Origin of the sequence: Neobacillus sp. OS1-2, assembly GCF_030915505.1 — a bacterium.
In the GTDB taxonomy this organism is placed as follows: Bacteria; Bacillota; Bacilli; order Bacillales; family Cytobacillaceae; genus Neobacillus.
In genome coordinates this window covers 4,264,826-4,283,127 of record NZ_CP133265.1, presented here as the reverse complement: position 1 = coordinate 4,283,127, position 18,302 = coordinate 4,264,826, and the positions used below count along the sequence as shown (strand labels likewise).

Sequence of the window (18,302 nt, the reverse complement as noted above, 5' to 3'; positions counted from 1 at the left end):
TCCGAAAAAAATCCCCCAAGAAAATACCTTTTTCCGTTTATTCCACTTTTTCGCTAAGGTTTACAGCGCATACACACCGCCATCAACAGGCATAATCAGCCCGGTCACATAGCTGGATTCATCCGATGCAAGGAAAAGGGCAGCATTGGCGATTTCTTCCGGTTTACCCACCCTTCTTAGTGGACATCCTTCCGCGAATTTTTCGGCAAATTCAGGGACACTTAGAACTTCGGCTATCATAGGTGTGTCAATCGCGCCAGGGCAGATGCAATTGACGCGAATATTATATTTACCGTAATCAACCGCCATGACCCGTGTCAATGCAACAACTCCCCCTTTGGCCGCGGTATAGGCGTCTGCTCCCGTTACACCGGCAATTCCATTTAGTGAGGCATTATTCACGATGCTTCCGCCATTTTGCTTCATCATTATAGGCAAAACATGTTTGGACAACAGATAAACACCGTTTAAATTGATCCCCAAAATACTGTTCCAATCGGTTTGCGGGGTTTCAACTAATGAAGCCATTTTATACTCGGAATTGGCTGAAAATCCGATGCCGGCATTATTGAAAACAACATCAATTTTCCCGTATCGATTGATCACTTCCTCTACCAATGCAACTATATTATCTTCATTAGATACATCCGTTTTTATGAAGAGGGCCTGATGTCCGTCATCCAGAATCTCCTTTTCTATCTGTCTTCCATTCTCTTCGTTCCACTCGGCAATGACAACAACTGCTCCTTCTCTTGCAAATATTTTAGCAGCTGCTCTACCTTGGCCGCTTCCGGCTCCAGTGATAATGGCTACTTTATCTCTTAATCTCATGAACGATTCCTCCCGGTTATTGGTTATGACAATAAATCTGAGGCTTCCAGCTTTTCCAACGCTATTTTTACATCATTTGTAAATTGGGCTCCTGTAACGCCATCAATAAACCGATGATCATAGCTAATTGAAAGGGTCATGATGGGGGCAACGACGATGTCGCCTTCCTCATTGACAATTGGAGTCTTTTTAATCGCTCCGGCAAAAACCAATGAAGATTGCGGAGAATTAATGATTGGTGTGCCATTTTCAATTCCGAGACTGCCCAGGTTGGAGACCGTAATCGTCCCATTTGCATAATCATCAATGGTTAATTGGTTCTTTTCAGCCTTCTCAGCCAAACTTCGAATCTCTTGGGAAATTTCAAAAACCGATTTAGTTTCGACATTTTTTACCACCGGGACCACCAAGCCATTGCTACTGTTAACGGCAACGGAAATATTGACTTCGTTAAATACAATAATTTGTTGATCCTCGAAGCGGCTATTTACCATAGAATTATGCTTTAAGGCGTTTCCAACCGATTTGATCAAAATGTCATTAATAGAGATAGTACCAAGTTCTTTTTTTACCTTAAGGGCAGTTTCCATATTAACAGAAATCATCTGCGTAAATTGTGGGATGTTTCTCCAACTGTTTAGCATGTTTTCGGCCATTGCCTTTTTCACATTATTTAAAGCGATTCTTTCTTTTACCATGCCAGTGGTTTCGGACTTAGCTAGTTTGCGGATGTCCTCTTCGGTAACAATTCCATCTTTGCCGGTTCCAACCACATTTTCAACGGTCACACCGAGTTCTTTGGCAAGTCTTCTGGCCCTAGGTGAAATTTTCCCAGCATTTTGTCCACTTTGCCCCTCTGCCCTACTTGTTTCCTCTTTCGGTTCCAATTTCAATGCAGCTGCAGCCGTTTCCGCTTTTGCTGTTTCGTCTTGAAAATATGCGGATACATCAATTTCCTCGTTTTCTTCGGCAATGACTGCAATAACGGTATTCACCGGCACTTCTTTCCCAGAAGGGACAACGATTTTCTTCAAGACTCCGGACTCTTGGGCTTCAATATCAAGCGTGGATTTTTCTGTTTCCAAGACAAATAGGAAATCGCCTTTTTCAACAGTGTTTCCTTCTTCCACCAGCCATTCGGACACTGTTCCGTTTTGCATCGTAACACCAAGACGTGGCATTTTAATTTCGATCATTTTTTCACGCTCCTAAAATATGTCGATAGATAATCTATAAGTGCATTCTGTATAAAACTTTTAATTTACGGTGTTCCCGATATTTTTAAGGACGGGAACACCGACTCTACTTGATTTTAGTACTCCATTAATTCCTTCACAGCCTCGATAATCTGATCTTCGCTAGGTCTGTAGAATTGCTCTAAATAGATGCTTTGTGCGATTGGCACATCAGGACTGCCAATTCGTTTGATGGGTGCTTGAAGGTCAAACAGGGCTTGTTCGGAAATTTGGGCGGCAATTTCTGCACCGCAGCCACCCGTCTTCGGTTCTTCATGTACAATAAGAACCCGGCCTGTTTTACGGACAGATTGTAGAATCGTTTCCATATCAAGCGGAGCGAGCGTCCGAGGATCGACAACCTCAGCCTCCACACCAAGCTTCGCCAATTTCTCCGCTGCCTCCAATGAGGTCTGAACCTGAAGGGCCGTTGCAATGATTGTTACATCTTTTCCTTCCTTTTTTACATCAGCCTTGCCAAGAGGAATTAAATACTCTTCTTCCGGAACTTCCCCCTTCATAGCGTAAAGCAGTTTATGTTCAAAGAATAGGACGGCATTATTGTCACGAATCGCCGTTTTTAACATCCCCTTTGCATCATAGGGTGTGGAAGGAATCGCGATTTTCACACCCGGCGCATGCATGAACAAAGCTTGCGGGCTTTGGGAGTGCTCAGGACCGGCTCCACCTGCGATTCCAACGGGCAGCCGTAGGGTAACCGGAACTTCCATTTGGCCGCCGTGCATAAAACGCCATTTACCCAGTTTGTTAAATACTTCATCGAAAGCGATACCAACAAAATCGCCAAATTGCAATTCAGGAATTGGGCGGAGTCCGGTAATCGCCATACCCAGTGCGGCCCCAACAATGGTGGTTTCGGCAATCGGAGTATCAAAAACCCTTTTTCCTCCGAATTTTTCATACAAACCTCTAGTAATCGCATTAATACCACCGAATTTGCCAACATCTTCACCAAACAAAACCGTTTTTTCATCACGTTCCATTTCCTCATGTAGAGCTTCGACAATGGCTTCACGCATGGTTATTGTTTTTACTTTTACAGATGTACTCACAGTTACCACTCCTCCTTAGGCAAATAATCCTTCATAGATTCTTTCCGGGCTTGGAAGCGATGCTTCTTCCGCTTTTTTGATGGCTTGTAGGATTTCTAGTTCTAGTTGCTCTTCCACATTCAATAGGTCATTTTCAGTGCAAATTCCGTTTTCAATGACTAGTTTTTTGAAATTCTTGATCGGATCCTTATGTTCTTTCCAATATTTCAATACTTCCGGATCGACATAATCGTAGGTGTCCCCTTCAAAATGGCCACGATGACGGAACGTTTTGGCTTCGATAAAGGTTGGACCTTCCCCACGTTTGGCCCTCTCCACCGCTTCCGACACACATTCACGCATCAATAAAACATCATTTCCATCGACAACACAGTTTGGAATACCATAGCCCCATGCCCAATCCGCAATATGTTCCCTTACAGAATGTGTTTCCTCTGTGGTAGAGGAAATGGCATAACCGTTGTTTTCACAAATATAGACAATCGGCAATTTGTAAAGACCGGCCCAGTTTAAGGATCCATGGAGTGGTTCTCTTGACGCAGCGCCATCACCAAAGTAAACAAGTGTTACGCGATCGGTATTTTGGATTTTTGCAGAATAGGCTGTTCCAACTGCAATATTAAATTGGGAACCGATGGTCCCACATTGTCCTAATACACCCCGTGATGGGTCTGCACTATGTACAATCCCTGCACCGAGTCCCCGGGTAGTTCCTTCCACAGTTCCCAAAAAGTCTCCATAGATTTTGGAAAGGGGCACGCCTTTAGCAATCTTTTGATTACAGCCGCGATGATTATAATAGATATAATCTTCGTCACGAAGAATATTGGTAATGGAGCCTACTGAAACGCTTTCAGATCCAATACCAGAATGATAGAAACCGGAAACCTTTCCTTCCATCATTAAGCGAATTAGATGCTCATCAAACTTCCTGATTTTCACCATTTCACGATAGTACCTCGTTAACTCTTCTTTGCTGTATTTCTTAAGATCAATTTCTTTTTGATAGATTTCAGCCACTTTATTCACTCCTTCTTAAGATTAATAGAAATCTAGGTTAAGAATAGTTAGTAAGTAAAGACTCCCCTAAACTGTGGAAACACCCCCTTTCAAGCCTATATTAGATGACGTGTCTGATGTGCGGCAGCACTGGGTGACTCTTCTCAAAACCAATTGTGGACATCCCGCCGTGACCTGGATAGATGACAATATCATCAGCCAAACAAAACAGCTTATGATTAATAGAAGTTTTCAAAAGATCCCGATTGCCGAATGGGAGATTGGTTGGTCCAGCTGCTCCAGCGAGCAATGTATCTCCCGTAAATAAATACTTGTCGTTGAATAGATAACAGACACTTCCTGGAGTATGGCCAGGTGTATGGATGGCTTTGATTGAAAAAGAATGACAATGGATGGTCTCACCGCCATGAAGCAAAATGTCAGGCCACTTACAGACAATGTCCGCATTGGACTTGATGGATTGATTTAAGGTTGGATTCAGCAGCCATTCCGCTTCTGAGCCGTGGACCACGACTGAAGCATCTGTCATTTTTTTTAGAAAGTTTAAACCGGTGATATGATCATAATGGCTGTGAGTTAAAAGGATATATTCAATTTTCCTGTTACCAATCAATTCCATCATTTGATGGGGGCTTTCACCCGGATCAATGACAATACAAAAGGTATCATCTTGATCTGAAATGATATAACTGTTTGTTTGCAGCTTTCCTGATGTATAACCGTATATGTGTAACGGTTTCATGAGAAGACTCCTCCTCCAGTAAGCAAAACGTGAAAACGTTTTAAAAAATAAAATGACTTCTTTATTAAATTTTAGATGCAATTTTCATGCCAAAAAATAAGTCGCCTATCTATCACAAAAAACTCCTAATTTGATTTTTATTTTTCTTACTATTGCGAATTTTACTATTCCTTTTATTATTCTTGAGAAAATTCATTATCCCTTTATTTAGCCAACCATTGACTTCTTCTTTGGAGTTTGATGTTTTCTTAAAACTACTAAATTTCTTATAGGAATTCTTAAGAAAAAAGTGACCCCAAACCCATCTAGGGCCACTCTATACTGGGAAGTTGTAAATTAGGTGAGAAGATATTATTCCTAATCGTGAAAAATAATCTACTATACTAGTATCCGAAAAATTTAGATAGTCGTTGGTGCAGGATTTTCTTCCGGTATCTGTCCATTATTTGATGTGCTAGCATTTGTTGTGGGATTGATACTAATTTCCTTCGATAGATAAATAAAGACGATCGTGGCTAAAAAGACGCATCCACCAATAATCCAAACCTTATCCGTGGTATCAGGGCCATGAACCGCTGGGTTAATCCATTTACCGCTCATATTCACAAGAATATAGCCGACCGCTACCTGTAAAGCCGCGGATAAACCATTTAGCGTACCTGAATATTGCGGTTTTGCTATCCCTGCCCAATAGGCATTGACCGTTCCCCAAAAAAATGGATTACAAAAAAATCCGAACCCGGAAATCAGAATGACCCATACGATATAATTCGGATTGAACAAGGCAGCGGCTAAGAAGGCCAAACCACTTACTAATGGACCAAAAGCCAAAGCCGGGCGGCATTTTCCGCCGAAGAATTTATTGATAATCGGTCCGTTGACAAAGCCCAATGTAAACGGGATAAATGATACGAAGAATAGCATTAGGGAAGCGCTAGTCGGGGTGATTTTAAACTCATTTAATAGCGTATACGCACCCCAAGTACCAACCAGCCAAGTCGGTGTTGTTCCTAAACCGGTGGCAATGGCCATCGTCCAAATACTTCGCTGTTTAAACAAATCTCTTAAATGGGACCATTGGAATTTTTCGGCTGCTTGTTGTTCAGCAGAGGGAAGATCCGAATAAATATAAGCTAACTCCTCTTTCGAGATGCCTTTAAAATCTTCAGGACGGTCAGTCGTTTTAAAAAGAAGGAAGAAAATCAAAGGTACAGCTAGTACGGAAACAATAATGAACACCTTTTCCCAGCCGATAACCTGAGCAAGTGGCAGTCCGACAAGAGCGCCAATCGACCCAGAAAGTGTCGTAAAACTCATCCAAATGGCAGCGTACTTCGCTCTTTCCCTGCCTGGCAGCCACATGGCCATCATTTTATTGCATGGTGCCCATAAAAAGCCGAAGAATATACCGAAAATTAAGTTTCGAATGTAAAGGGTTGTATAAGAATCGACGAACGCCATCGATGCACTCAACACCGATACCCCGGCTAGACAAAGGAACAGCATCTTTTTAGCTCCAATTCTGTCTGACAATATACCGGCAATAAATAAAACAGGGAAATAGCCTAATAGATAGGCAGCAGATGCCGATCCAATTTGTTCCGGAGTCAATTTAAGCGATTCGCTCCATAGCGGAGTCAAGATGGCAAATACGCTTTCATCCATCCAAACGACAAAGTTAATCACAAACACAATGGCTAAAACAGTAAACCGTTTTTTCGTCATACCCTGTCCAACTGCCGCAGTATTATTCATACACTTGCACCTCCATCAAATTTGGGTGAATAGATAAAAGTCTGACTTTACTTAAGCAGGATTGAAAAGCAGAACTTTTTAAAGGAGCATTCTATTTATAGCAGCCCCCGTCCCCCATCAATCGGGATGACTCTACCTTGGATCATCTGTGCGGCTGGACTTGCCAAAAAGGCGATGACCTGTGTTACGTCCTCAAATTGAAGACCGCGTCCACTCGGATTCAGTGATTTTTCATATTCAAGGTATTCTTCTACGCTCTCTTCTTCTGAGAAAAGTCGCCTTAGGGCATCCGTTTCCAATGTGCCTGGGGAAACCACGTTTATCCGAATGCCCTTTGGAGCCAGTTCAAGCACGAGATAACGGACGATGGCTTCAGTAAAAGCTTTCGTTGACCCCATTGCGGCATACCGTGGTCCTACATGATCGGAACCACGACTAGAAAGTGCGATAATGGATGATCCATGCTGCAGCAGCGGCATCGCTTCACGAATGGTTTCGACAAGTGAGAGATTACTGACCGAAATGGCCCGTTGCCATTCGTCCCAGGAAAGGGACAACCCATCGCCAGGGATAATGGCTACAGCACAATGAACAATTAAGTCAAGTCTATCAGTCTTGCTTTTTATTTGTGATAGCATCTCTTTAATGGCTGCCGGGTCGCCGACATCCGCCTTGATGAGGTGCGCTACCGCTCCCCTTTCCATAATTTCTGAAGCAGTAACGAATGCTACTTCATCATCATGGGCATAATTCACAAATAGTTGATTACCTTCTGAACTAAATTGCAAGGCTGTAGCTCTTCCGATGCCTTTGCTTCCCCCTAGAATTAATACATTCATCACAAAACTCCATTCTTGTAGATTCTTCCTAAGGTAATATGGCCCTTCATCTGTATAGAATAGTAGATATGTGGCAAGACCTAATTAAAATTCAATCATAACTTTTACAGATTCGTGCGGTCTCATCTGTGTTTCAAAAGCTTCTTTTGCATGGTCTATCGGGAACACATGGGTGATTAAATGTTTGGTTTGCACTTTTTGACTCGTTAATAATTCGATGGAACGATGAAAATCACCACCCAAAACACCAAGAATTTTTGGCGCCTTGTGGACAATTTTGGTTGTATCGAGCTGTGCCTTTTTTTCTGGAAGTCCAACAAACGCAATGACACCGCCGCTTCGGACTAGTTCGAAGCTATCTTCAACTGCCGAAGGTGCCCCGGATGCTTCGACCACGATATCGGTCATCGCCCCCTCGTTAAAATGGTAGGGACCCGGTCCATATAATTCTTTGATTCTATCTAAAACATTTTGCTTGGCTGCATTAATGACGACATCGGCACCTGATGATTTTGCCATCTCTAACCTGATTTCTGATACCTCACTGACAGCCACCTTATTTACTTCATAGGATTTAAAAACTTGCATGCATGCGTTGCCAATTAGCCCAGCACCGAGAACCGCAACATTATCCCCTTTCTTGGGTTGACATTGGTCAACCGTATAAGCGGCCACTGACACCGGCTCAATCGTCGCTGCTGTAAAATGATCAAGTTGGTCAGGGATTTTGTGGAAGCTAATACCGTTAATGGCATTTTGAATCACCAAATACTCAGCAAACGCTCCCTGGAGACCATAGCCGGTAGATGCCTTAAATAAATTGGGACAATGCATAAATTCATTTCTTTTGCACCAAAAACAAGTACCACACACCCCTGAATGAAACCCGGTTCCTCTCTCACCCACTTCGATATCGTTTACAAGGGCACCCACCTTGACTACTTCACCCGAGAATTCGTGACCCATGATTTGACCTTTTTCAATATATAATCCCGTTCCATAACTATGAACATCTGAACCGCAGATCCCACAAGCATTTACCTTGAGTAAAATATCATTTGGCCCAACTTCCGGAATAGTAAATTTTTCAACCCGAATGTCCCTTGGCCCATAATAAACAGCTGCCTTCATTGTTCCCATTGAATATCACTCCTTCAAATAGAATAAAAAACGACAAATCCACTGTGAAAAATGTAAATGTAGCCGACCACCTCCCTATAGTAAGCGTTTTCATCAAATCAGAAAAACTTTTTAATACATTTTACATTTTGCAACTTTCATGCCAGATACAACTTGTTGAAAAGAAGGGCTTTTAATTGGAAGGTTGTATTTTTTTTAGGAATTTATTAACACGCTTTCTCATCCGTGAAAAAAAACCTCTATTGAGCTAACCAGCCGCCATCGATAAAAATGGTTTGGCCAGTGATAAAACTGCCGGCATCCGAAGCCAGTAGCAGGATGGCTCCTGTAATTTCTTCTGGAAGTCCTAACCTTTTCATAGGAGTTTTACTAATGATCTTATTTCTTACTTTCTCGTTCCTAAGCTCTTCTTTATTCATTTCCGTTTCGATATAGGCTGGTCCAATTGCATTCACACGGATTCCAAATCTTGCCCACTCCAGTGCCAAGGATTTGGTCAGGTTAATAACAGCAGCTTTACTTGCCGTATAGGGACTTATTCCAACGTCACCTACTGCACCGACTACAGAAGAAACATTAATAATTTTTCCACCGCCCTGTTGCTTCATGGCTTTAGCGACAGCCTGTGAGCAAAAGAATAAGGATTTCACATTTACATTCATCACCTTGTCCCATTCCTCTTCTGTAATGTCCAGGGCAAAGTTGGTAGCAGATACCCCCGCATTGTTGACTAAAATATCGATTGTCCCAAAAGATTCTTGAACATTTTGGACAAATTGTTGGATCGAGTTTATCCTGGAAAGATCTACACTAAAGCCCATGGCATTCCTACCCAAGTTTTTTATTTCTTGGACAACCTCTTCATTTCTGTTTTGATCTCTCCCCACAACAACCAGTTCAGCCCCAGCCTTTGCCAGCGCAAGCGCAATTGACCTGCCCAATCCTCGGTTTCCCCCCGTTACAATCGCTGTTTTATTTCGTAAACTGAAAGTATCGTTCATTTCAAACTCTCCTTTTATGATGAAATATATTTATTACGAAACTTTGCAATTCTTGTGCCAAATGAAGGGGTATCTCTTTTCCTATTTCAATGGATATCAACCGATTAAATTTACTATTTTTAAGAATTTCCTAACCCGGTTTATACAAAATGGGAGAACGGCATTGCCCAAACCCGTTTACTCAAAGGAGAGTAGTTTGAATATTTTAATAATATAGATGACTAATTTTACCCTTTTTGCTAGAATGAAAGCGGTAACATGATTTAATTCGTGCAAAAGGAGGAATTATTGTGGGTCGTTTATCAGGTAAGGTAGCCATTGTGACAGGTGCAGCAAGCGGTCAAGGAGCAGCAGAAGCTCGTTTATTTGCAAGCGAGGGCGCCAAAGTAGTCGCCACCGACATTCAAACCGAATTATTGGAGAAAGTGGTTAAGGAAATTCAAGAAAACGGCGGGGAGGCCATTGCTGTTAACCATGATGTAACAAATGAAGAACAATGGCAAGAAGTAGTGAATGAAGCCGTCACTACATATGGAAAACTTGATGTCCTTGTCAATAATGCTGGTATTGGCGGTGCTCCCGGTTTTGCCTTAATTGATGATGTTGATTTAGCCAGTTGGAATAAGTTTATGACCGTAAATGCAACAAGTCAGTTTTTGGGAATTAAATCAGTGATACCAGAAATAAGAAAAAATGGCGGAGGTTCCATTGTTAACATATCCTCCATGGCTGGCCTTGTCGGTGGTGCTGCAGGTATTCATTATACTGCATCAAAAGGGGCTATTCGTTTATTAACCAAAGATGCTGCCGTTGAATTAGGCCCAGATCGGATTCGTGTAAATTCTGTTCACCCTGGTTTCATTGATACTCCGATGGTATCGGTTGTGACAGAAGACGCTGAATTGACAAAAGCGGCATTGCAGGGCATTCCCCTAGGTCGTGCAGCACAGCCAGAAGAAGTGGCAAAATTAGTCTTATTCCTTGCTTCTGACGATGCCAGTTATATTACGGGTGCAGAGATTGCGATAGATGGCGGGGCTACCGCGAAATAATCTTTACATGATAAGTTTTATCAACATGAATCCGGCAAACTCTAAGTTTGTGGTCCTTTTAAAACCCTCAGACTTTGAAGCTTGCCGGTTGTCTTGTTGATTAAATTTTACCCTACACCCAAATAATCTATCGCCAAGGCCATAAAATAGCGGATAGATTCTATGAATTTGTCAATTTCTATGTATTCATCAGGCTGGTGTGCAAGTTTTGGATCTCCAGGGCCAACGATAATAGTCGGAATGTGCAAATGGGGGCAATAAACGGATGCGTCTGTATAATAATTAACACCCATAGGATAAAGCTCCTTGTTTAAATGAGTCTTTGCAGTAGTAACAGCAAGTTTCACAAAATCATCTGTTTCATACGTACCAACGGATTCCATACTATTGATGACCTTTATTTGATAAGTAGATTGAAACCGCACTGAGAGGTCTTGGATCATTTTCTCAATATCTGCTAGAATGCTATCTTTATCCTGGCCGGGAATGGTTCGGATGTCTAACGTCAATTTACATTGGTCCGGTACCACATTTGTTTTTACCCCGCCTTCGATTGTCCCAATATTCATTGTGGGATGACCTAATAATGGGTGTGGCGTGTAATCAAATTGATAGGTTTGGAGCGTATTAATCAACTCATTCATCGCTAAAATTGCATTAATCCCCTGGTCTGGCATGGAGCCGTGCGCTGTTTTTCCATTTGTGGTGATTTCTAGCTATAGACAACCCTTATGTGCAGTAAATAGTTGGTTTTCACTAGGTTCCGAAACAACCATCGCGGTAGCTTTGTCAATTTGCCCCTTTTCGACGACTGTTTTTGCCCCATATCCATCCACCTCTTCACCTGCGGTCCCGACAAACTGGACCTTTCCCTTTAGTTTTACTCCGGCACCTTCTAAATATTTCAGAGCAAGGATCATGGCAGCTACGCCGCCCTTCATGTCTGTCGTTCCCCGCCCATATATTTTATTCCCAACTACCTTTCCGGAAAAAGGATCATGCTCCCATTCGACCTTTCCCGTTGGCACGGTATCTAAATGCCCGCTATAAATTAAATACTTTGCATCTGTTTCACCATTTGGATAAGTTACAAATAGATTGGCCCGATTGTGACCAAGGTCATCTACTTCAACGTGAAGTTTGGATGAGGCTAAATAAGTCTCGATCAACTCCGCCACTCTTTTTTCATTTCCAGGCTGATTCACACTGTTCACTTGGATGAGTGATTGTAAAAATTGAACTGCTTCTTTTTCAATAATCGTTTCAAAAATGGATGGCAAAACCTGCATGTTAAATCCCACCTTCTGTTCATTTAATCTAAAGCTGCCTACCTCTTATTTTCATGACACAGGCAGCTGCAAATGGTTATCTATTTTTTCCTTGAACGATCACATAGCCAGTGATCTAAAATACCAGAAAATTTCCCTGATATCGCTAAAGAGACGTGACCTGCTTCGACTACTTGATAGGTTTTATCTTTACTTGAAACTAAATCCATCAATGGCCGGCTTTGCTCTTCAGGTATAAGGTTATCGTTCTTTGAGCTCACCACTAATAGGTTTGCCTCAATCTTACCTAAATCGGCTTTTTCGCCACGGATGGTAAACTCCCCTTTTACGAGTTTATTTTCCTTAAAGAGGTCATTCGTTAGTTGTTGGAAAGCGCCACCCGTTAGGGGGACATGCCCTTTTGTCCAATTGTTCATCCGTCGCCATTTTTCCACAAACCGCTTGTCATTCGCGCGGGTTAATAGTGTTACGTATGGACTGGTATAAACGGGTGACGTGACAGACCTAAACATGGCCTCAACGTAATGAGGTGGAATGATTCCGTAAACATCTATGAATCGGTTTAAGGGGGAGTTGCCTTCCTTTAACCCATTCGCCACATGCTCCGGAATGGCCGCCACACTAAAATCAATAGGAACTGTCGCCACAACCAGGTTCTTAATTGGTTCATTAGCAATCGAAGCATACATGGCTGCTAGTGTGCCACCTAGACAATATCCGACCACCGACACCTCATCGGCAGCCGAATGTCGTAATACTCGTTGAACACTTTTTTTAATATAGTCAACAATATAATCTTCTAGATTAATATCTTTATCCTCGTAACCAGCCATTCCCCAATCTAATAAATAGACATCATAACCACTGTTTATTAATCCCTCAATGACACTGGTACCCGGGGCAAAATCTAAGATATGGGGACGATTGAATAGGGAATAAATAAAGAATATTGGCACATCATATTTCTTTTCAACAGCTGCATAATGCCACAATGTTGCCTTGTTTTTCTTCCAAATACATTGTCTTGGGGTAAGCTCTTTACTAAGTTCTGGCCCATTAATCGTCTTGAAAAATTCATTCCAACGCGTCCACTCTTTTTCAAAATCAAAAGAGGTTTTCCTTTCAGTATCTGTGGTCAATCTTGCTCCTCCTCCGATTACTTAGCTGTAGCTGCCAGTTCAAGTTCCCGTTCATTTTTCTTATGTTTACCCAGTTTTTCATCTACCTGCTTTTTAAGAGCGGAAATCTCCTCTTTTAAGACAAGATTTTGGGCTAATTCACTTCTTATTTCTTGAATTTCAAAATAAAACTCACTTACTTTTTCTATATCCTTTTTGTATTTCACTTGCTCCGATTTCAGTTGTTTTGTTAGCTTCATCATCTCTCGTGAAACTTCGACAAGACTAGTAATCCCTTTATTTGCGGTATCCATCGAAGCTTGTAAACTCCAGATTTGTTCTTCGAGTGCGTCAAGCTTTTCTTCTGTTTGAATCGCTAATTTTGCGACATGAGCGAAATCGCTTTTGGTAGGTACATGTAACTGATTCGCTAGTAACTCTTGATTTTTCTTAACCATCTCAAGATAACGTGATTGAATATCTGAACTCACTTTCGAAAATCCAACAAATTCGCGATTGTTTGTCCAGGAGTGAATCATTTCATTTGCTTGCTTTTCCCATTGATCACTAAACTTTTTAACTAAATCGTATGGATCAAAAGTCCCTTGACCTGCCATGTTAATCCCCCTGCTGATTGGTTTTTGATTTCAAAGAATGGGTTTGAACCGTATATAATTGTTGAAAAGGAAAGAAAATATTTTTCACTTGCTTTGTCATTAAATCCAATAATACATTTTGATTCTCACGAATAATGGAAGCTGCTTCTTTTACATTTTTCACAAACAGATTTCGATTGGTTCGTTTACATTCAACATATTGCTCTAAGGCATGGACGACCTTGTCTACTTGCTCACCATTAGCTAGATACGTAAAGGGCGTTAAGGTAAATTCTGCCGTTTTGTTTTGGATATCATCAAATTGTTTGTTTATTTCCTCGTATGATTTTGTTGGGAACAAGTTTTTCAAAGCTGTTGTTGTCGTCAGCAGCTCTTCACGAGATGCTTTTTCCCACTCACGAACTTTTTCCGAAAGATGTTCCGTCAGTTCTTTGCTGTTTTGCTCATTTCGTTTCACCTTTTCTGCAAAATTGGTTGCATATTGAAGAAGGATGTCCTCGTGAAATTCTGCTTGTTGAACCCAAGAATCGACTTGTTGCAAGGTTTGATCCCATAAAAGTTCTAAATACGTTGCATTTTTTTCGATTTCTGCCATTGTTTGTATCCCTCCATGTTTATATTCTCAAAAAACCCTAACTAACCGATTTCTCATTGTTAACCAATTTTATATTGGCATTCGTAATCTTCTTTTCCTTCAAGATAATGGCACAAACTGCCGCAACTGCTGAAACGATGGCAAAGAAGATGAAAACTCTGCTAAAATCTTGTGCTCCATTAGCTCCTACTTTTACTAAATATCCTGCAACGAGAGGAGAAACAAATGCACCCAGCTGACCAATTCCATTCGCTAACCCTGTGGCACTCCCAACAACTTCCTTTGGGTATAATTTAGGCAGATACGCATAAATGGAGCCAAAGTTTAAGTTAACAAAGAAACCAACGAGCAATAATAGTGTAAGTAATAGACCTGTATTTCCTTTTTCAACGGCACCAAGCATCCACAACACAGGAATACTGCAGATATACCCAATCAAAGCAACAGGCTTCATTCGATGTAGAACGTTATCCATCAACCATCCCCCGAGCATCATGGCGAAGAAGGCAACGATATAGGGGGCAGATGCGAACAAGCCCATTTCCTTCAGATTTAACCCATGCTGTGTAACCAAAAAGGAAGTTAACCATGTCGTAGTTCCCCAATAAACAGCTAATTGACAAAAGAGGCACAAGGTAAAAACATAAAAATTAACATCCTTCAAGAAAATCCCGTAGCTTTTTCGTTTCTCTTCTTTCGAAATCTTTCTAACTGAAGAATCATCCACATCCTGATCCTTACTTAATTTGCCTTTTGCAATCATTTCACTTGGTGAATCTGATACAAAACGCCATAGTAAAAGGATTCCAATTGCTCCTGGGATAGCAAGGACATAGAATACTGGTCTCCAAGCACCACTGAAGAAATAAATAGAGATACTTGTCACGATAACCGGAACAATTGCCGGAGCAACGGCCCATGATGTCGCGAAAAACGAAACGGCCCTTCCTCTTTCTTTATGAGGGAACCAGTTATTAATGGCCCGAATGGCCGGGGCAAAATGGTGTCCTTCTCCAAGCCCTAATCCGATTCGGAGTGCTAAAAACTGTCCGAAGGTTTTCACCATTCCAGTTAAAGCAGTTACGAATGTAAAGACGGTAATCGCAATATACATAACCTTCTTGGCACCAATTTTATCAGCCAGGAAACCAGCGCTAATTTGCGCAGCGGCATAGGCAAAGAAAAACACAGAGGCTAGCTGCCCTACTTCCACAGGGGTTAAATGTAAATCCTTCTGGATGAATGGCAGGAAGGTTAAGACCGCCATCCGATCAAAATAATTAATAATATAGACTAACCAAAGAATAAGTAAGATCGCATAGCGAAAGCCCCACGCCTTTTTCATAATTGTAGACATTGCATCTCTTCCTCTCTTTTGTAAAAAAATTTTCTAGTGCTGTACATTCTTCAGTACATTCTTGATTATTTTCCCTGCCGCATTCCGAGGCAGTTCGGATACAAATTCTACTAGTTTCGGAACTTTATAATTTGCTAATCTATCGGCTACAAAATCTCTTATTTCTTGGCTCTTAATAGTTTCATCCGCCTTTGGGACAATCACCGCTTTGACAATTTCCCCGAAGAGTGGATCTGGAACTCCTACGACGGCCACTTCATGTACTTTTGGATGATTATAAATAACATTCTCGACCTCAATGGAGAATATCTTTTCCCCGCCCCGGTTAATGAGGTCTTTCTTTCGATCGACAATATAGACAAACCCATCTTCATCTATTTTCGCTAAGTCGCCAGAGCGCCAAAATCCGTGAAGGAATGATGTTTGGTTGGCAATCTCATTGTTCCAATAGCCTTCAACAATCATCGGACCTTTAATTAATAATTCTCCCACTTCACCGGGATTACATGGTTCATCCAAATCATTGACCACTCTCATTTCGCCAACCGGAACAGGCAGTCCAACGGAAGCTACCTTTGAGTCATGAAATTTTTGCGGCATAATGGTTGCGGGAGAGGAGGTCTCAGTGGCTCCATAAGCATTATGCAAGTACGAATTCGGAAAATACTTTTTCAATTTATATATCGTTTCCGATGACATCGGAGCACCGCCGTAGGCGATACAATTTACTTTTGAATAGTTATACACGGAGAAATCTGGATGTGCCATCATCATAATGTAGATGGTAGGCACATTAAACAGAAAGGATACATTTTCTTCCACAGTTAATCGGATGTATTCTTCTGTCCTAAATCGCCTCATAATAACGGATGTCCCCCCCACCTTCACCATGTGAAAGAGCTGGCCAATTAAGCCTGTCACATGAAAGAGCGGAACCGCGATGAGGGTTCTTGCTTTGTCATTTGTCTTTAATACGTGTTCATAATTGATGGCGCTGTGAATCGCCCCTAAATGACTGCCGATTGCCCCTTTTGGCTGCCCCGTTGTTCCCGAGGTATACATAATAAATAATGGATCCTCTTCCGTTACATACACATCCGCAACGGTTGATGGCTGTTCTAGAATTTCAAAAGGCAAATAATCTTTTCGGTTTGGTGTTTTATGTCCGATTAAGAAAAAGTGTTGGACATGTCCGATGGAATCAAGATCTCTCATGCCTTCGACCTTTTCTAAAAATTCATCATCCACCACCAAGATCTTGCTGTTCGATTGTTGAATCATAAAAGAAAGTTCAGTTTCTTTTAATCTAGTATTTAAAGGCACCACAATCGCCCCTAATCGAGCACAAGCAAACACGAGTAAACAAAATTCAATACTATTTCCTAATAACAGAGCCACCCGATCTCTCTTTTTCACACCTAGGGAGTTTTGTAAATGACCAGCAATCTGCTCCACTTTTTCGTACATTTCTTTATACGTTAAGCGATTTCCATTCATCACAAGAGCCTCACCTGCTGGATAGTTACGGGCAGTCTCTTTCAACATCGCTGATAGGGTATCCGGCCGATCCTCGAAGACTTTTACCTCTCGAGTAAAGTGGACTTCCTTGATGATATTCATACCTTAACCTCCTAATCATTTCGTTAACGAGCTGTACAGCCGCCATCCACATTTAATATCTGACCCGTAACATATGCCGAGGTATCAGAGGCAAAGAAAACCACAGGTCCCACAAGATCCGAAGTTTCTCCAATCCTCTTGATCATGCTGGCATTGGTGATTTTCTCAGTCCGTTCAGGATCAGATAGCCACTCTTTGGTCATAGGTGTTTTTATGTAACCAGGCCCAATGGCATTAACGGTAATATTATAGGGGGCTAATTCTTCTGCCCAAACTTTTGTTACTTGGTTAATGCCGCCTTTACTAGCCGCATAAGATGTTTGGAATGGCATGCCGATTGATCCCAAAATGGAGGAGATGTTAATGATCTTCCCATATTTTTGTTTGATCATTTGTTTGGCACAGGCCTGCCCAACAAGAAAAAGCCCTTTTAGATTGACTGTTAAAACTTGATCCCAATCGCTTTCTTCGACATCAATTAAGAGTTTACGGATATTCATTCCCGCGTTATTCACTAAGATATCAAGCGAGCCGAACTGATCAACAATTTGACTGACTAGCTGTTCCACCTGATCCTTTTTCGTCACATCACAAGGGATATAGACAGCTTCAATATCCTCTTCCTTTAACAGTGATACAGCCCTTTCCCCTTCTTCGACCCCTCGGCTGGAAATAACAAGCTTTGCCCCATAATGCCCTAATGCCTGTGCCATGCTAAACCCAATCCCTTTACTTCCTCCAGTAACGAGGGCAACCTTGCCTGTTAAATCAAATGTTGGTAACTCCATAACCTTCATTCCCCTTCATCCACTTTTATTTGTTGGTGTGCTATTTATCTTTAATGCAAATATTGTGCCAACATTTCACATTGCGTGAAAATACAGAATAATTCGACATATTGCAACAAAAATATAGAAATCTCTTCCTTATTCCCCATTGCTATATGGAACATTTTCCGCTTTTCCGAGAGGGCAATAAAAAAAGCCAACGAATGAACGTTGACTTTTGATTCCTTTTT

Annotated in this window: 18 protein-coding genes; 1 reads left to right on the top strand and 17 read right to left on the bottom strand. The window is 41.5% G+C overall.

Going from position 1 to position 18,302, the window contains the following annotated elements:
* Positions 1 to 60: 60 nt before the first annotated feature.
* The 9 genes from RCG19_RS21330 to RCG19_RS21290 form a co-directional block, all read right to left on the bottom strand.
* Positions 61 to 831, bottom strand: coding sequence for an SDR family NAD(P)-dependent oxidoreductase (locus tag RCG19_RS21330; RefSeq protein WP_308108800.1), 771 nt, complete (start codon positions 829 to 831; stop codon positions 61 to 63).
* 23 nt (positions 832 to 854) lie between these two features.
* A complete protein-coding gene (locus RCG19_RS21325; RefSeq protein WP_308108799.1) occupies positions 855 to 2,027 on the bottom strand; it encodes a dihydrolipoamide acetyltransferase family protein in 1,173 nt (390 codons plus the stop codon).
* 116 nt (positions 2,028 to 2,143) lie between these two features.
* The gene (locus RCG19_RS21320; protein ID WP_308108798.1) at positions 2,144 to 3,139 is read right to left on the bottom strand and encodes an alpha-ketoacid dehydrogenase subunit beta; all 996 of its coding nucleotides are present in this window, start codon (positions 3,137 to 3,139) and stop codon (positions 2,144 to 2,146) included.
* A gap of 15 nt (positions 3,140 to 3,154) precedes the next feature.
* Positions 3,155 to 4,159, bottom strand: coding sequence for a thiamine pyrophosphate-dependent dehydrogenase E1 component subunit alpha (locus tag RCG19_RS21315; protein WP_308108797.1), 1,005 nt, complete (start codon positions 4,157 to 4,159; stop codon positions 3,155 to 3,157).
* Positions 4,160 to 4,259: 100 nt separating this feature from the next.
* Positions 4,260 to 4,901: an MBL fold metallo-hydrolase gene (locus RCG19_RS21310; RefSeq protein WP_308108796.1), complete on the bottom strand. Its 642-nt coding sequence runs from the start codon at positions 4,899 to 4,901 to the stop codon at positions 4,260 to 4,262.
* A 399-nt stretch (positions 4,902 to 5,300) separates the two neighbouring features.
* A complete protein-coding gene (locus RCG19_RS21305; RefSeq protein ID WP_308108795.1) occupies positions 5,301 to 6,656 on the bottom strand; it encodes an MFS transporter in 1,356 nt (451 codons plus the stop codon).
* A 95-nt stretch (positions 6,657 to 6,751) separates the two neighbouring features.
* Positions 6,752 to 7,495 carry an SDR family oxidoreductase gene (locus RCG19_RS21300; protein ID WP_308108794.1) on the bottom strand — a complete coding sequence of 248 codons (744 nt, stop codon included), beginning with the start codon at positions 7,493 to 7,495 and terminating at the stop codon, positions 6,752 to 6,754.
* An 84-nt stretch (positions 7,496 to 7,579) separates the two neighbouring features.
* Positions 7,580 to 8,635, bottom strand: coding sequence for a zinc-dependent alcohol dehydrogenase (locus tag RCG19_RS21295; protein ID WP_308108792.1), 1,056 nt, complete (start codon positions 8,633 to 8,635; stop codon positions 7,580 to 7,582).
* A gap of 239 nt (positions 8,636 to 8,874) precedes the next feature.
* Positions 8,875 to 9,636 (bottom strand): SDR family NAD(P)-dependent oxidoreductase, encoded by a 762-nt coding sequence (locus tag RCG19_RS21290; RefSeq protein ID WP_308108790.1) that lies wholly within the window; start codon positions 9,634 to 9,636, stop codon positions 8,875 to 8,877.
* Positions 9,637 to 9,926: 290 nt separating this feature from the next.
* On the opposite strand from RCG19_RS21290, the gene RCG19_RS21285 reads away from it, so the two are divergent.
* On the top strand, positions 9,927 to 10,688 hold the full coding sequence (locus RCG19_RS21285; protein ID WP_308108789.1) for an SDR family NAD(P)-dependent oxidoreductase: 762 nt from the start codon (positions 9,927 to 9,929) through the stop codon (positions 10,686 to 10,688).
* A 107-nt stretch (positions 10,689 to 10,795) separates the two neighbouring features.
* Here RCG19_RS21285 and RCG19_RS21280 read toward each other — a convergent pair whose 3' ends face one another.
* From RCG19_RS21280 to RCG19_RS21245, 8 genes are all read right to left on the bottom strand, one after another.
* Positions 10,796 to 11,398 carry a M20 family metallopeptidase gene (locus RCG19_RS21280; protein ID WP_308111043.1) on the bottom strand — a complete coding sequence of 201 codons (603 nt, stop codon included), beginning with the start codon at positions 11,396 to 11,398 and terminating at the stop codon, positions 10,796 to 10,798.
* 6 nt (positions 11,399 to 11,404) lie between these two features.
* Positions 11,405 to 11,977, bottom strand: coding sequence for a M20/M25/M40 family metallo-hydrolase (locus tag RCG19_RS21275; RefSeq protein ID WP_308108788.1), 573 nt, complete (start codon positions 11,975 to 11,977; stop codon positions 11,405 to 11,407).
* Positions 11,978 to 12,057: 80 nt separating this feature from the next.
* Complete coding sequence (locus RCG19_RS21270) at positions 12,058 to 13,116, bottom strand: alpha/beta fold hydrolase (protein ID WP_308108787.1); 1,059 nt, start codon at positions 13,114 to 13,116, stop codon at positions 12,058 to 12,060.
* Positions 13,117 to 13,133: 17 nt separating this feature from the next.
* On the bottom strand, positions 13,134 to 13,712 hold the full coding sequence (locus RCG19_RS21265) for a polyhydroxyalkanoate biosynthesis repressor PhaR (RefSeq protein WP_308108786.1): 579 nt from the start codon (positions 13,710 to 13,712) through the stop codon (positions 13,134 to 13,136).
* A gap of 1 nt (position 13,713) precedes the next feature.
* Positions 13,714 to 14,307, bottom strand: a complete 594-nt coding sequence (locus tag RCG19_RS21260; RefSeq protein WP_308108785.1) for a hypothetical protein — start codon at positions 14,305 to 14,307, stop codon at positions 13,714 to 13,716.
* Positions 14,308 to 14,344: 37 nt separating this feature from the next.
* Positions 14,345 to 15,664 carry an MFS transporter gene (locus RCG19_RS21255; RefSeq protein ID WP_308108784.1) on the bottom strand — a complete coding sequence of 440 codons (1,320 nt, stop codon included), beginning with the start codon at positions 15,662 to 15,664 and terminating at the stop codon, positions 14,345 to 14,347.
* A gap of 33 nt (positions 15,665 to 15,697) precedes the next feature.
* Entirely contained in the window at positions 15,698 to 17,284 is a 1,587-nt protein-coding gene (locus RCG19_RS21250; protein WP_308108783.1) for a class I adenylate-forming enzyme family protein, read from the bottom strand.
* 23 nt (positions 17,285 to 17,307) lie between these two features.
* The gene (locus RCG19_RS21245; RefSeq protein ID WP_308108782.1) at positions 17,308 to 18,072 is read right to left on the bottom strand and encodes an SDR family NAD(P)-dependent oxidoreductase; all 765 of its coding nucleotides are present in this window, start codon (positions 18,070 to 18,072) and stop codon (positions 17,308 to 17,310) included.
* Between the last annotated feature and the right edge of the window lie 230 nt (positions 18,073 to 18,302).